This is a genomic window from Ruegeria sp. CDSA246, assembly GCF_059611225.1.
Genome location: NZ_JBXWPD010000032.1, coordinates 1 through 15076 on the forward strand (window position 1 = coordinate 1; position 15076 = coordinate 15076).

The window sequence follows — 15076 nt, forward strand, 5'->3', positions numbered from 1 at the left end:
AGTTCGCCCAACTGGCAGGGTAAACCGCTCACCAATTCCACTAATGCTCTGCCATCTGAAAAGTTTGCGACAGAACCCGTTTGCATCATTTTTTTCGGCGAGCCGTTTGTAAGTCTCGCGCTTGGGGACAAGTATGCAGCGGTCATTCCCATTCTCGCATGGCTTGCCATCATGCAGGGAATTCGAGTGTCGCGCAGTGGCAGCACCACTATGGCAGTCGCAAAAGCTAGAACTGAAAACGCCATGATCCCTAATATCGTCCGTGTGAGCGCTTTACCTTTCGTGTGGCATGCGGCGTACCATCACGGCAATATTTTGTCGGTTATCTGGATAGGTATTGCTGCAGAGCTTGTCAGCGCAATTGTCTCTCTGGTCCTATTACGCCGGCGCACCAATTTTTCACTTTCACCGACCACTTTACCTTCGATTTTTACGCTTTTGTTTTTGGCAGTCAGTGGCGTTCGAACAAATGAAACGTTGCAGGTGAGTATAACTTCACAGACCTACTGGGGCGCGGTTTTATCCGTCGCCTTTCTGATTGGGGCAATCGCATCAATGAAAGAGTTGCGAACTTTCGTGCGCCGTCGAGCCATGCCCAACTATGCTGAGTAAAGCAGATGGTTTTGCCACGGTATCTCTGGAGTGGTTGCTCAAACCTGGATTTGGACGTAGTTGGCGTCGGGGGATTCAATATCCATCAGCTTCAAACGTCACCGGTTTCCTGGCCAGATCATTGCGCGCGCGGTGTGGTTGTAAACTTGCTTCAATCTGAGCTTGCGCAAATTTGAGGAGATGTTGTTGCGAGGCCGACAGGGTCGTACAGGCGACGTCTGGCACCTCGATGAGGTTGTTGTGGTATGTCGGGCCGTTTCTGGCGTCAGCGCTTTTGGTTCCATATAGCCGTATTTGATAAGAAAAAGTCCTTGGCTCATCGCAACCACTGAGGAGTGGATGATAAGAAAGACAAGGAAGAGCCCTGGCGAGAAGATCGTCAAAGATATCAAACGGGCTGTGCGCATGTATCCCGGGCTGGAAACAACACAAGCGGCCCGCGCGAAGTGATAAGCGCCGCTACAAACCGCGCAATCACATTAAGATCATGCTCGGTAGGCTCAAGGCATGGCGACGAGTGGCGACACGCTACGACAGATGCCCAAAAGTCTTTCTCTCGGCAATCGTTTTGGCTGCACTCGTCACTTCCTAGCTATGTGCCTTGAACCAAGGGAAATATTGGTAAAAAGATCAGATCGCCCTAATGAAAAAGCGCCCAAAATAATTCCGTGCCCTAAAAGGGTAAGTGGCATTCTGTTTTCCTGACTACAATCGCTTAAACCCGAGGTCGGACTGCTATGCTGGAAAAGAATGTCCGTCGATCGGCGATCCAACACATATGTTCCAACCTCCAACCCGGCATTGGCGCTGCAGGTGACTTTTTTGCCTCTTTCGGTCACAAGCGATCAGTAGAAATGCTCAATGCCGGGCGCGATCGTTGCGATACTCAGAGATTCGATCAACGATGTCAGGCTCCCCATCGAAAAGCCATCAAACCGTGGAATTCTGATCTCTGGTCTTTTTTCTGCCAGCATGATTATTTTACTATCAGGAAAAATTAGGTGCTATGATACTTCGAATGGAATGGGTTTTCCGCTGCTCCTGCTTGCAGAACCAGTTTGGACAAGTGTAGCAAGACATTGAAAGAGTAAAATTGAAAAAACGCGACAAAGAAATGGCGGCAAATCTGACTCAGGACCCACATTCCGTTCGTTCGGGTAACAGAGAAAAAGTTCTTGAAGTTGCCATCGGCCGCGAGGTTCGCGCCTTTCGCAAGCAGCAGGAAATAACCGTCGCGGAGCTTGCCCAGCTAACCGGTTTGTCGATCGGCATGCTGTCAAAAATCGAAAATGGAAATACGTCACCCTCCTTGACGACCTTGCAGTCATTGGCGGATGCACTGTCGGTTCCTTTGACAAGTTTTTTCAGACAGTTCGAAGAACGCCGGGAGGCGGTTCATACAAAAGCAGGTGAAGGTGTCGAGCTGGAGCGTGAAGGGACACGCGCCAACCACCAATATAACCTGTTGGGGCATATTGGCGCCAACGGATCAGGCGTAATTGTAGAACCCTATCTGATCACCCTGACTGCTAAATCCGATGTGTTTCCAACATTCCAACATGGTGGCATTGAGACGATTTACATGCTGGAAGGTGAAGTGGATTACCGCCATGGGGACCAGATTTACCCACTGAAACCGGGTGACACCCTGTTCTTTGATGCGGATTCACCCCATGGCCCGGAACGGTTGGTTAATCTGCCGGCCCGCTACATATCGGTGATCAGCTATCCGCAGACAAACTGATCGTCTTGCGCAATCGGAAATCCGTGGGTCTGTCATAGCCTTCATGGCTGCCCGTATTCACGATCGTGAACCCAAGCCTTGAAAAAACACGATGGTTTTCAGTAAGTTCTACGCGCGTTTCCAGTTCCAGCGCAGGCAAACCAAGCTCTGTTGCACGGCTTGCAGCATGATCCACCAACGTGCGGCAGATACCTTGCCCCCGCAGTCCTTCCTGAACTGCAAGCTTCCCCAAGTACAGGCTGTCGGGTTTGGGCGTCAGAAACATACATGCGAACAGCGGTCGGCCGATGGCCCAAATTTCACCACCATCCTTACAATGCTCCTGCATCCCTTCCACCGTCAGCTTATGGATAGAAGACGGAGGGTCGATCCGCGCATCCATGAATTGAAATGACGCACGAAGCAGCGCAAGCGCGTCATATAATGCAAAGTCATCGCTCGGAATTAGCCAAGGCGTGAAGTCCGGATCAGTCATTTGAGCAACGGCACTTCACAATGCTCACTTGGACAAAGGCGGTTCCGTTTCCAAATCCGGCCAAATCCCTGGCGATGTGGGTAACCCGTCGTCAAACTGACTGAGATAGTCCAGCATCATCGGGCGGTTGTCGATGAACCCTTTGTAAGTCGCCAGTTCTTCGGGCAGGTCCCGAATAACCCGGTGCAGACGGCGGCCCCATTTGGGAACAGTCATCAGATCCTGAAAACTGCACAGATAGCAGCGGATCGGGAACACCAGCGCATTGGAGCGCGGCAGACGGAAGAACGTCTGCAACTCGACCCGCAGATGTTGCTTGTGGGCGATGTTTTCGGGCGTCAGCGTGGTCTTTTGGATGCCCCATTTGTGATAGTTTTCCGGGCTTGTATCTAGCAAAGGATTCACCGTCATGGTCCAGTTGAGACGCCGCGCGGGGGCGCCCTGCTGAATATTCAGCAGGAATTTCAATGCGCGCTTGAATATCCCCATCTCATGCGCTTTTGGAACCGGCGCGTGCCATTCGAAAAAGTTCATGCCGATGTCAAAATCCAGACTCCAGTCGGCTTGGGTCGTCACCATTCCGGCGTCCATCCACAGCATCTCGTCGCGCTGATCAAGTACGGCAAAATCGCCCTGTGCCTGACGGGTGATGTATTCCATCGGCCCATAGGGCAGCGTGGTTTCATCCATGAAGGTAAAGCTGTGATCGATGCCCAATGGCTTGTTGATCCAGCGCCACTGATTGCCGTTGCGGTGCAGCTCAAACAAGTCCGGGTAATCCTCGGACTTGCTAACCATGATCAGTTCCAGCAAGTCCCAACCGGCCAATGTCATATGCGGCAACGACTGACAACGCAGCGGGTCCTGATCCAGAACCATTGCGCGATCTTTCATCTCTGCGACGTAGTGCTCGTCCACATCGAACCGCATTTCATAGACCGAGCCCTCGGGACCACCGCGATGCTGTTCCATGTTGACCGAATACATGTAGCTGTCTTCGTGGAATGGGAACGGAAAGCGTTTGATCGCCCATTCCGAGTTGTGGAACGTATAGTCGTCTCGGAAGGACTCGTCGTTGAATTGAATGGTCATGATGGGCCTCCTCTCAGCGGTCCAGCACGAGGGACTTGCCCTCGAAACGCGATACGCAGGGCATGATTTTCTTGCCTGCTGCCTTTTCTTCATCGGTCAGCCAGTGATCACGATGAACAAAGTTGCCGTCGTGATCCAGAACCACGGTTTCACACTGACCGCAGGCACCACCACGGCACAGATAAGGCGCATCGACGCCTTCTCGTTCGATGGCTTCGAGCAGGCTTTCGTTCTCGCCGACATGAACGACTTTGTCTGAGGCCGCCAGCCGCACCTCGAACGGCTTGCCAGGCTGAGGTGCCAAGAACTCTTCGTAATGCACGCAATCTTCCGGCCAGCCTTCGGCGGCGGCTGTGTTGCGCACCCAGTCGATCATACCCTTGGGGCCGCAGACATAGACATGCGTGCCCAGAGGTTGCCCGCTCAGGAGGTTCTCCAGATCAATCTGCTGGTTCTGATCGTCGTAATACAGATGCGTCTCATTGGGATGCCGGTCGGTCAGCTGGTCCGCATAAGATGCCAGCGCGTGATTGCGGCAGGCATAATGCAGCTCCCAATGCCCATGCAGCAGTTCAAGTTGTTTAATCTGCGCCAGAAACGGGGTGATCCCGATTCCACCGGCCAGAAACAGGTGTTTGCGGGCGCGCAGGTCCAGTGAAAACAAGTTGACCGGATAGCTGATGATCATCTCATCACCCAGCTTGACCTGGCGGTGCATGAACAGTGAACCACCCCTGCCCTCGTCATCGCGCCGAACCGAGATCGTATAGGATGACTGATCAAACGGATCCGACATCAGCGAATAGGGATTAAGCCGCGTGATGCCTCCATCCCGCATTTCAACAACCGTATGCGCGCCACCCGAAAAGGTTGGCAACTGGCCTCCGTCGATGCGTTCGAACCGGAACCGCGTCACCAACTCGTTCAGCGGGGTGATCTCGGTCACTTTGACTTGGATTTTCTCGGCACCGCTCATTCGTAAATCCCTTTCGGCTCGGGCACGTTGCCATGGTCTTCGGCATCGACACGGACGCCCTGATAGGCGGCAAGGCGGCGGGAATAATGGTCGCGCACAAACAGGTTCAGCCCGCAATGCGCGCAGACAAACGGATCAACCTCGACATCCTCGGTGATGCCCTTGCAGTGCACACATTGCATCCGGCGCGCGACTGATCCGCGATGTTCGGTCTGGATTGCCGTGTGCGGCAGGCCAACGGCCATCACTTCGTTCATGGCCTGACCCATCATACCCTCAGAGCCGGTCAAATAAACCTGCAATCCCATATGAGCATCTTCCAAAACGCGGCGAATGCGCTGCAGCGAGGCCTCATAGGATGGACCTTCGTAGAATTGCGCAGGCTTCGCTGCCTGCAGTCGCTCAACGTAATCCGTTCCCTTGGGAATGTAGATCAGATGGGTTTTGGCCATCAGGTCGGGTGTCGCGATGTCAAGAACGGCTTCGGCCCCTTCGGCCTCAGCGATCATGAGATGGTGTTCGCCCGGGCGGACCTCTAGCGTGCCCCAGACCGGGCGGCTTGCGATTGACTTGGGAAATTCGAACTTTGACATTGTGCCCTCAAATAGGAAAAGGGCGCCACGGTGTGTCCGTTGCGCCCCCTTAAACTCAGCCCTTTGCGGTTCTGATCGATTTGTCCTGATCGTAGAACGGCATCTCTTCCGCAGTCGCTGCTATTTCTGTCCCATCGCCGTTGCGGACCGTCAGTTGGGTGCCCGGTGAGGCACACGCAACCGGCATACGGGCGATACCAACATTGTGCCCATTGATTTCGGAATACATGCCGAAGGTGACAACGCCGACCTTTTCACCATTTTGCAGCAGATCCGCGCCCTCGTCCGCCGGGGTCGTGCCGTCAAGTTTGACGCCGTAGATCTTGAACCGTTCTTTGCCTTGCGAAGCATAGTGGTTCTCGGCCCCGATAAAGCCGGTTTTCCCGGGTGACACAGTGAATTCCAAACCCAGTTCCCAAAGCGTATCACCGCATGTTTCGTCGTCGAACGGGTAGGTTTCCGAGTTATCTCCGGGGTAAAACAGCAGATAGCTTTCGGTGCGCAGCAGATCAAGCGTCGAGAACTGGACCGGCACGATGCCCATGTCTTTGCCCTCGGCCAGAATGTTGTCCCACAGGTGTACTGCGTGCTTGGCCTGACAGAAAATTTCGTACCCGCGCTCACCGGTGTAGCCGGTCCGCGAAATCATCACCGGGCAGCCATAGAGTTTGGTTTGCATGATCCCAAAATAAGCCAGATCACGAATTCCGGGAATGTGCTTGGCCAGGAAATCAACGGCCACCGGTCCCTGCAGCGACATGTCGTGCATGTCGTCGTCAAAAATGACCGCGCAGTTTTTGCCCGCCGCCACAGACGTCAGCTGCTCCATGCCCGTACCGGTTCCGTGCACCACAAGCCATGTGTTCACCGACAAGCGATAGATGATGCAATCGTCAACGAATTTGCCTTCAGCATTCAGGATCGAGGCATAGGTCGAACGACCCGGCATGATCTTTTCCACGTTCCGCGTGGTGACCCGATCAATGACATATGCGGCATCTTCGCCGACCACGTGAACCTTTTTCAGGCCGGAAACATCCATGAGGCCAGCTTTGGTTCGAATTGCTTCATAGTCAGCTTTGGCGCGCTCTGGGCTGTGGTCGTAGAACCATGCGGTTCCCATGCCGTTCCAGTCCTCAAGTTCGCCGCCGATCTCGGCATGGCGCTGCGCAAGGGCGGACGTCCTCCAAAGAATGGCCATGGTTCAGCTCTCCCGTTGATTGCTTTTTGTTGCCATATTGAGGCTGATGTCAGATTGAAAATCAACACCTCTGTGCAGAATATTTTCCTGATGGGAATATTTGCCTTCAATTTCTGAACCCATAGACGGGGGCTTAGAGTTGAAGGAAACCCCTTATTTTCATGAAGAAAAGCCAGTTTTCGACCCTTCAAATTGAGAATGCGACACCACCGTTAAAGATGTTTGCCCCACATATCTATTGACAGGTGCCCCACGAGATTGTCCCCTGAGTAGATAAAATTTCCCAGCAGGAAAACTCCGCAGAGAGACCTCCTGCTGCAACAACAGGGAGACTACGAAGTGGATGGCAATTTAAATGCTCTCACGACGATCTTTACCGAGTTCTACTACTGGGTAACTGTCGTTTTCATGTTCCTCATCCATGTGGGCTTTTGCATGTACGAAGTCGGCGCAAGTCGTGCCCGTAACCATATGCACACATTGATGAAAAACATCATGATCATCCCTCTGGTGACGGTCACGTTCTTCTTCTTTGGATGGTGGATCTACTGGGCTTTTCCAAACTTTCCGTTCTGGGGCGGTCTGGACACTGAAGCGGGCGCAGCGAATCTGCCTTGGGCCGATACGATGGCGACCAATGTTAGTGACAGAATCACTGGCGTTTTCTGGGCGGCATTCCTGCTGTTCTCTTGGACGGCGGCCTCGATCGTTTCGGGTTCCGTGATCGAACGGATCAGGTCTTCGGCGCTCTGGGTTCATGCGGTCATGATCGGATCGGTCTGGTGGATCATCGACGCTGCGTGGGGCTGGCACTACGGCGGCTGGATGGTTCGCATTCTCGGCTACCATGATGCATATGCTTCCGGTGTAATTCACGCAATTGCAGGCGGTTACGCATTGGGTGTGATCATGGTTTTGGGCCCGCGCCTAGGCAAGTTCGCCAAGGACGGTACACCACGGGACATTCCTCCGCACAATCCGTGGCTACTGACGATCGGTATCTTCCTGATCTACACTGGTTTCTGGGGCTTCTATGCCGCGTGCAACGTGCCAGTGATTTCACCTGAAGGGATCGATGGGCAGATCACCGGCGTCACCTGGACAGCAACCAATATCTATCTGGCTCCGACGACCCTGTCGGCGATCACCTTCAACTTCCTCATGTCGCTATCCGGCGGTCTGATGGCTGCTTACGTGATCTCGAAGGGTGATGCGTTCTGGACTTTCTCGGGTGGGCTTGCCGGAATCATCACCGCCTCGGCCGGAAACGATTTGTATCATCCGATTCAGGCAATGATCATTGCCGCGATCGGCGTCGTGATCGTGTACAAGCTGCACTACTGGGTTGAACGCCGGTTCAAGCTGGATGATGCGGTGGGCGCCGTTGCTGTGCACGGTTATGCCGGAGTTGTTGGCCTGGTGATTTCAGGCTTTGTCCTCTGGGGTGTGCCATCTTCGCCGTACGAAGGATACGCAACAATCAACCCGATCGGTCAAATCACCGGTGCGGTCATCATGTTCTTTGTTCTTGGCTTTCTACCCGGCTGGGCTCTGGCCAAGATGCAGGCGGCCGCAGGTGTGCTTCGCATCCCGGAAGAGGTCGAACTGCAGGGCCTCGATTACGCCGAGCACCACGCCTACGAAGATGCCAAGGCAGCGATCATTGAAGCTGACAAACAGGAATTGGCTGCCCGTGCTGGCGCGGCAGCGAAGTAAAGGAGAAAGACATGTCTACGAATGGATACACAAGCTGGGCTGTCGATCTTGCCGAGGTCGGTCCGATCTACCCCTTCCAAGGTTACGAAGTTCTGATGGTCATCATTGGTGTGGTCTTCTGGATTGGCTGGCATCGCATCCAGTTCGTCCGGGAAGGTGAACACCTTGAGAAGGCCCGCCACACCGGCGACGAAGAGAAGGTGAAGGCACAGCTGGAACGATACTGATCCAGCTTTAAGAGCTGGCAATGGGCGTGAGATCAGAGATCGCGCCCATTGCCTCTTAGGAAAAAAACTTTCCTACTATTATTGATGTCCCCCAGTTTTGTTGATACCGTCGAATCATAGTGAAACACACAAGGAGATCTGCCAGCCATGTGCGGAATTGTTGGATTATTCCTCAAAGACCAGTCTCTTGCGCCCCAACTGGGTAACATGCTGACGGACATGCTGATTACGATGACAGACCGCGGCCCCGATAGTGCCGGTATCGCGATCTATGGCGCAGAGTCGGCAGGCAAAACCAAGATTACAGTCCAGTCGCCCAACCCCGATGCTGACTTTGTCGGCCTGGCTGATGAGCTGGGTGAAAAGCTGGGCGCAACGGTTGGTCAGACAAACAACGACACACACACCGTTCTTGAAATTCCCGCCGGTCAGTTCGAAGCCGCACGCGCTGCGCTGGCCGAAATCCGCCCGTCGGTTCGGATCATGAGCCGCGGCGAAAGCCTCGAAATCTACAAGGAAGTTGGCCTACCCAAAGATGTTGCAGACCGATTTAACCTCAACGGAATGAGCGGCACCCATGGCATTGGGCATACGCGTATGGCGACCGAATCCGCCGTGACGACAATGGGCGCACATCCGTTCAACACCGGCCCCGATCAGTGTCTTGTCCACAATGGATCGCTGTCCAACCACAACTCGTTGCGCCGCAAACTGCGCCGTGAAGGTGTGGTTATCCAGACCGAGAACGACACCGAAGTGGGTGCCGCATATCTGACATGGAAAATGATGAACGGCGCAACACTGGGTGAGGCTCTGGAGACCAGCATTGATGATCTGGACGGTTTCTTCACCTTTGTTGTTGGCACCAAGGACGGGTTTGGTGTCGTACGTGACCCAATTGCCTGCAAACCTGCGGTGATGGCCGAAACAGACCAATATGTAGCCTTTGGCAGCGAATACCGTGCTTTGGTAAACCTGCCGGGCATTGAAGGCGCCCGGGTCTGGGAGCCTGAACCCTCCACCGTATATTTCTGGTCGCACAACGACAGCCCCACAACCCACGAAAAGGCCGCCTGATATGCAGACCTATGATCTAGAGGCAGACGGGCTACGCGGATTGAACTCGTCCCTGCAGGCGCAAAACGCCGAGACCAACCAAACACGCTGGGAAATAGTAAACCCGAAGGGCAGCCATGCAATCGCCGTTGGGCTGGATGCGCCGATTGAAGTGACGGTCAAAGGCTCGACCGGGTATTATTGCGCGGGCATGAACCAGCAGGCGACCATAAAGGTAGAAGGCTCTGTTGGTCCGGGCGTTGCCGAAAACATGATGTCCGGTCAGGTCATCGTCGATGGTGACGCCAGCCAATACGCTGGAGCGACCGGCCATGGCGGATTGCTGGTGATCAAAGGTAATGCCAGCTCGCGCTGTGGCATCTCAATGAAAGGGATCGATATCGTCGTGCATGGCAACATCGGCCACATGTCCGCCTTCATGGCACAGGACGGCAATCTGGTTGTCTGCGGGGACGCTGGGGATGCACTGGGGGATTCACTCTACGAAGCCCGGCTGTTCGTGCGTGGTTCGGTCAAGAGCCTCGGCGCCGATTGCATCGAGAAGGACATGCGTCCCGAGCATCTGGATATCCTGAGGGATCTTCTGGCCCGCGCGGGCAGCGACGCCAAGCCAGAAGAGTTCAAACGCTATGGTTCGGCCCGTCAGCTTTATAATTTCGACGTTGATAACGCCGCCGCTTACTGAGGAAGAAGGGTATGAAAGATATGGACGATCAGATCCCCCGCACCCTGCCGATCCAGTCGGCGACATTTTCCAACCCGATCAATGCTGAGATCCGTCGCGCCGCTGCGACCGGCATCTATGACATTCGAGGTGGGGGAGCCAAACGGAAAGTACCTCATTTCGACGATCTGCTGTTTCTGGGTGCGTCGGTATCGCGTTATCCGTTGGAAGGCTATCGCGAACGTTGCGATACCTCAGTAACGTTGGGCACGCGCTTTGCCAAAAAACCGATCGAGCTTGATATCCCTATCACCATTGCAGGCATGAGTTTTGGTGCCTTGTCTGGCCCGGCGAAAGAGGCTCTGGGCCGCGGCGCATCCGCAGCGGGCACGTCAACCACCACCGGTGACGGTGGCATGACACCAGAGGAACGCGGCCATTCAACCAAGCTGGTCTATCAGTATTTGCCTTCGCGTTATGGCATGAACCCGAACGATCTGCGCAAGGCTGATGCAATTGAGATTGTGGTTGGCCAAGGCGCTAAACCCGGTGGCGGCGGTATGCTGCTGGGTCAGAAGATCAGCGACCGCGTGGCCGAGATGCGCACCCTGCCCAAGGGTATCGACCAGCGCTCGGCCTGTCGCCATCCCGACTGGACTGGCCCGGACGATCTTGAGATCAAGATCCTCGAACTGCGCGAGATCACTGACTGGCAAGTGCCGATCTATGTCAAAGTTGGCGCAACACGCCCCTACTACGACACTGCTTTGGCCGTGAAAGCTGGCGCCGACGTTGTCGTCATGGATGGGATGCAGGGCGGCACCGCTGCCACGCAGGACGTTTTCATCGAACATGTCGGTCTGCCGACGCTGTCCTGTATCCGCCCCGCCGTTCAGGCACTGCAGGATCTGGGCGTGCACCGAGAGGTACAACTGGTCATCTCGGGCGGTATCCGCACCGGTGCCGATGTTGCCAAAGCGCTGGCGCTGGGTGCAGATGCGGTCGCCATAGGCACCGCCGCATTGGTGGCTCTGGGCGACAACGATCCCAAGTGGGAGGCCGAGTATCAGAAGCTAGGCACCACCACCGGCGCATATGATGATTGGCATGAAGGCCAGGACCCGGCGGGTATCACCACGCAAGACCCAGATTTGGCAGCACGCTTGAACCCGGTTGATGCAGGCCGCAGGCTGCGGAACTACTTGAAAGTTATGACACTTGAGGCGCAGACTATCGCGCGTGCCTGTGGTCACAACCATCTGCACAACCTCGAGCCCGAAGATTTGTGTGCCCTGACAATGGAGGCCGCCGCCATGGCGCGGGTGCCGCTGGCGGGAACCAGTTGGTACCCCGGCAAGGAAGGGTTCTGAATAGATGCTGCGCGGCTCCCTGATGGGGGCCGCGTTTTTGCTTTGACAAACCAAAAAACAACAGGGAAAGGAAAGCAATCGTGACGACAGATCTCGCAGCTTTCGCAAAAGAAAAAGGCGTCAAGTATTTCATGATCTCGTTCACCGATCTGTTCGGTGGACAGCGGGCCAAACTGGTGCCCGCGCAGGCGATTGCCGATATGCAGGAGGACGGAGCGGGATTCGCCGGGTTCGCCACGTGGCTGGACATGACGCCAGCGCATCCCGACATGCTTGCGGTGCCTGATCCGTCCTCGGTCATTCAGCTACCGTGGAAGCCCGAAGTGGCTTGGGTTGCTGGTAACTGCGTGATGGAAGGAAGCGATGTTGCGCAAGCCCCCCGCAACGTCCTGCGCCGCCTTATTGACGAGGCCGCCGCCGAAGGCATGCATGTCAAAACCGGTATCGAAGCCGAGTTCTTTCTGCTGACCCCAGATGGAGAGCAAATCAGCGACCCATTCGATACAGCAGAAAAGCCCTGTTATGACCAACAGGCCGTAATGCGCCGCTATGATGTGGTGCGAGAGATCTGTGATTACATGCTGGAACTGGGTTGGGGTCCCTACCAGAATGACCACGAGGACGCCAATGGCCAGTTCGAAATGAACTGGGAATTTGATGATGCGCTGCGCACCGCTGACAAGCACTCGTTCTTCAAATTCATGACCAAGTCGGTTGCTGAAAAGCACGGGCTTCGGGCGACGTTCATGCCGAAACCGGTCGAAGGTCTGACCGGAAATGGCTGTCATGCTCATATCTCGGTCTGGGATGCCCCAGGCGCGGATGCAAAAACTAACGTGTTTGCAGGCGAAGGCGAAGGCCCAACCGGAGAGGTCGGTCTGGGAGAACGCGGAAAACACTTCCTCGGCGGCATTATGAAACATGCCTCGGCGCTTGCCGCGATCACCAATCCCACGGTGAACAGCTACAAGCGCATCAACGCGCCGCGGACAATGTCGGGTGCAACTTGGGCACCCAATACAGTGACCTGGACAGGCAACAACCGGACGCACATGGTTCGCGTTCCCGGCCCCGGCAGGTTTGAGCTGCGCCTGCCAGACGGGGCAACCAACCCGTATCTGCTACAGGCAGTCATCATCGCGGCTGGGCTATCCGGCATCCGGTCCAAGGCAGATCCAGGCAAACGCTGGGATATCGATATGTATGCCGAAGGTCATAAGGTTCGTGGTGCTCCGAAACTGCCTTTGAACATGCTTGATGCGTTGCGTGAGTACGACAAGGACAAAGAACTGAAGGCAATGATGGGTGCCGAGTTCTCATCCGCGTTCCTGAAGATGAAACATCAGGAGTGGAACTCATTTGTCTCCCATTTCTCGCGCTGGGAAAAAGACAACACATTGGACATCTAAGTCGGGTTGCAAGGTTGCATTTCTGGGCCGCGGCACAAGCTGCGGCTCAAATTTTCGGGCCCCAAGAGTATCGCCAGGAACGTTCGCGTTTTTCAGCATACGCAAGGCCAGAGCCCCGGCTTGTTTTGAGACCACATCACCAAGCATCAAGACGACACGCAGATCGTACATTTCTGCAAAGAGCAATCTGTTCCGCAACTGAACGATTTTGACCTTTTGTTAGGAATGGGCGGCCCGATGGATGTTTGGGAGGTCAATGCCATTCCTTGGCTAACGTTCGAAAAGCAAACCATCAGAACGTGGGTGCATGATTTCAATCGACCGTATTTTGGCATTTGTCATGGGTATCGGCTTTGATCAGAACCGCGGAACACTACCGTGATTGCCGCAAAGCGACTTTACGTATACCCGGCATCTGCTTCCAACCGCCAATCTGGAACGTCATTAACCAGCATAAGCGCAGCCCGGCGAAGCGTCGCGCGCATCTTTTCCACAACCGGACCGGTCAATTCGCAATCCGCCAATGCGGCATCGAAAGTGTCCAGCCAAAGCTCTGCGTCGGCCTTCCGGATGGGGATATGCGCATGGATTTCGCGCAGGTCCATATGGCCGAAACGTTCACGATAGTAGGCGCGGCCGCCCAGAAACCCGCTGAGAAATTCAAATTGAGCCAGTCTGGTGTGGTTCAGCCCATGTCCTCGAAAATGCAGCCTGTGCAACGAATGCACTGCCGGATCGGTTTCCATCCGGTCATAGAAACGCTCGACCAGAGCGCGCAGTTGGGTCTCACCACCAAGTTGCTCTATCGCAGATTCCATGTGCTGCCTTTCTGTATCTCTGGCACCTGCAATATTGCATAACAGGAAAATAAGTTTATCAACAGTGACATTCTGACATACTCATGCTCAGAAGCGGAACCAGGTGAAATCAGTGAGGGAGATGACGGATTGAACGCTCTGGTGCTTGGCCTTTTGGCGGCACTTTGCTGGGGGGTACACGATCTGGCAGTGCGCTATGTCAGCCAGTCTGTCAGCGTGATTGCTTCGCTCATGGCTGTGCTGGTTTCAGGCGCAGTGCTGCAACTTGGTTTGGTTGCGATGATGGGTGAAGTCGACCCTATTCCTGGCACGGCATTGATCAGCGCTGTTGCTGCAGGGGGGTGTTATCTGCTGGCGGGCGTCTGCATGTACGCCGCTTTTCAACGAGGCCCGGTCCGGCTGGTTGCTCCGATTGTTGCAAGCTATCCGGTGTTGTCCGTCTCACTGGCCATCTGGCGCGGCGCAACGGTCAGCCCGCTGCACTGGCTTGCCATCATCGCGATTGGTGTTGGCGTTTCTGTTGTGGCTGCCCAATCTGAACGCGACGCGACCGAATACCCAGCGGCTGGCCCGACGGTGGTGTTATCGATACTTGCAGCAATCGGGTTCGCCGCCACCTTTGCGCTAGGACAATATGCAACCGAACATAATGACGAATACTCAATCTCTCTGGTTATTCGACTGACGGCAGTTTTTGCCCTAGGCATGATCGCCCTGGCATCCCGGAGATCAATCTGGCCTGAGCGTCGGGCTCTGCCTCTTCTCTGTGTCATGGGTGTTCTGGATGCTGTTGCCATCCTTTGCGTGATCGCGGCGGGCGGGTTGCCGAATGCGCAATTTGCCTCGGTGACGGCGTCCGTCTTTGGGTTGCTGACGGTTGTGTTGGCCTGGGCTGTCTTGCGTGAAAAGATGCTGCCACGCCAATGGCTTGGATGTTTGGTTGCGTTTGCGGGAATAGGTTATCTGGCTCTCTGAGGCGACCATTCCGAAAGCTCTTTAAAACAAGGTAATATCAGTTTCGTTAGGGCGCATTTTTTGCGCCCTAACGAAACAGGTCAGGCTGTGAGGCCTTCTGGTTCTGGCAGTTTGTTTGCGCGGCAGG

The 15076-nt window shown here is 54.9% G+C and carries 15 protein-coding genes and 1 pseudogene; 10 read left to right on the forward strand and 6 right to left on the reverse strand.

Features of this window, described 5'->3' with window-relative positions; all coding sequences use genetic code 11:
* The 3 genes and pseudogenes from AC2FI9_RS22105 to AC2FI9_RS22115 form a co-directional block, all read left to right on the forward strand.
* A partial coding sequence (locus AC2FI9_RS22105) for a hypothetical protein (protein WP_496770808.1) occupies window positions 1–612 on the forward strand: 612 nt, incomplete at its 5' end.
* 400 nt (window positions 613–1012) lie between these two features.
* Window positions 1013–1204: pseudogene (locus AC2FI9_RS22110) on the forward strand (IS5/IS1182 family transposase); the annotation flags it as partial.
* Between the two features lie 522 nt (window positions 1205–1726).
* Window positions 1727–2356: a helix-turn-helix domain-containing protein gene (locus AC2FI9_RS22115; protein WP_058272918.1), complete on the forward strand. Its 630-nt coding sequence runs from the start codon at window positions 1727–1729 to the stop codon at window positions 2354–2356.
* On the opposite strand, the gene AC2FI9_RS22120 is transcribed toward AC2FI9_RS22115, so the two are convergent.
* Genes AC2FI9_RS22120 through AC2FI9_RS22140 form a run of 5 tightly spaced genes read right to left on the reverse strand, consistent with a single transcriptional unit; the run spans window position 2334 to window position 6693 of the window.
* Window positions 2334–2831 carry a GNAT family N-acetyltransferase gene (locus tag AC2FI9_RS22120; RefSeq protein WP_496770810.1) on the reverse strand — a complete coding sequence of 166 codons (498 nt, stop codon included), beginning with the start codon at window positions 2829–2831 and terminating at the stop codon, window positions 2334–2336. The two genes, AC2FI9_RS22115 and AC2FI9_RS22120, sit on opposite strands and share 23 nt — an antisense overlap.
* A 24-nt stretch (window positions 2832–2855) precedes the next feature.
* Window positions 2856–3923 carry a heme-dependent oxidative N-demethylase family protein gene (locus AC2FI9_RS22125; protein WP_496770812.1) on the reverse strand — a complete coding sequence of 356 codons (1068 nt, stop codon included), beginning with the start codon at window positions 3921–3923 and terminating at the stop codon, window positions 2856–2858.
* Between the two features lie 13 nt (window positions 3924–3936).
* Window positions 3937–4899 (reverse strand): PDR/VanB family oxidoreductase, encoded by a 963-nt coding sequence (locus AC2FI9_RS22130; RefSeq protein WP_496770814.1) that lies wholly within the window; start codon window positions 4897–4899, stop codon window positions 3937–3939.
* Complete coding sequence (locus AC2FI9_RS22135) at window positions 4896–5492, reverse strand: dimethylamine monooxygenase subunit DmmA family protein (protein ID WP_496770816.1); 597 nt, start codon at window positions 5490–5492, stop codon at window positions 4896–4898. The genes AC2FI9_RS22130 and AC2FI9_RS22135 overlap by 4 nt, the downstream gene beginning before the upstream one ends.
* Before the next feature lie 55 nt (window positions 5493–5547).
* A complete protein-coding gene (locus AC2FI9_RS22140; RefSeq protein WP_496741948.1) occupies window positions 5548–6693 on the reverse strand; it encodes an aminomethyl transferase family protein in 1146 nt (381 codons plus the stop codon).
* A gap of 339 nt (window positions 6694–7032) precedes the next feature.
* Between AC2FI9_RS22140 and AC2FI9_RS22145 the strand changes: the two genes are divergently transcribed.
* The 6 genes from AC2FI9_RS22145 to glnT all read left to right on the forward strand — a co-directional run bounded on the left by AC2FI9_RS22145 (window position 7033) and on the right by glnT (window position 13156).
* The gene (locus AC2FI9_RS22145; RefSeq protein WP_496707757.1) at window positions 7033–8409 is read left to right on the forward strand and encodes an ammonium transporter; all 1377 of its coding nucleotides are present in this window, start codon (window positions 7033–7035) and stop codon (window positions 8407–8409) included.
* A gap of 11 nt (window positions 8410–8420) precedes the next feature.
* A complete protein-coding gene (locus AC2FI9_RS22150; protein ID WP_108861028.1) occupies window positions 8421–8636 on the forward strand; it encodes a hypothetical protein in 216 nt (71 codons plus the stop codon).
* Window positions 8637–8783: 147 nt separating this feature from the next.
* Window positions 8784–9713 carry a class II glutamine amidotransferase gene (locus AC2FI9_RS22155; RefSeq protein WP_496770818.1) on the forward strand — a complete coding sequence of 310 codons (930 nt, stop codon included), beginning with the start codon at window positions 8784–8786 and terminating at the stop codon, window positions 9711–9713.
* Between the two features lies 1 nt (window position 9714).
* The gene (locus AC2FI9_RS22160; protein WP_108861026.1) at window positions 9715–10398 is read left to right on the forward strand and encodes a GltB/FmdC/FwdC-like GXGXG domain-containing protein; all 684 of its coding nucleotides are present in this window, start codon (window positions 9715–9717) and stop codon (window positions 10396–10398) included.
* Window positions 10399–10418: 20 nt separating this feature from the next.
* A complete protein-coding gene (locus AC2FI9_RS22165) occupies window positions 10419–11747 on the forward strand; it encodes an FMN-binding glutamate synthase family protein (protein WP_496741962.1) in 1329 nt (442 codons plus the stop codon).
* 80 nt (window positions 11748–11827) lie between these two features.
* Window positions 11828–13156, forward strand: a complete 1329-nt coding sequence (gene glnT, locus AC2FI9_RS22170; RefSeq protein ID WP_496770820.1) for a type III glutamate--ammonia ligase — start codon at window positions 11828–11830, stop codon at window positions 13154–13156.
* 398 nt (window positions 13157–13554) lie between these two features.
* Here the strand turns inward: glnT and AC2FI9_RS22175 are convergent, their stop codons facing one another.
* Window positions 13555–13974 (reverse strand): group II truncated hemoglobin, encoded by a 420-nt coding sequence (locus AC2FI9_RS22175; RefSeq protein ID WP_496770822.1) that lies wholly within the window; start codon window positions 13972–13974, stop codon window positions 13555–13557.
* Window positions 13975–14103: 129 nt separating this feature from the next.
* On the opposite strand from AC2FI9_RS22175, the gene AC2FI9_RS22180 reads away from it, so the two are divergent.
* Window positions 14104–14949, forward strand: a complete 846-nt coding sequence (locus tag AC2FI9_RS22180) for a DMT family transporter (protein WP_496770826.1) — start codon at window positions 14104–14106, stop codon at window positions 14947–14949.
* Window positions 14950–15076: the final 127 nt, after the last annotated feature.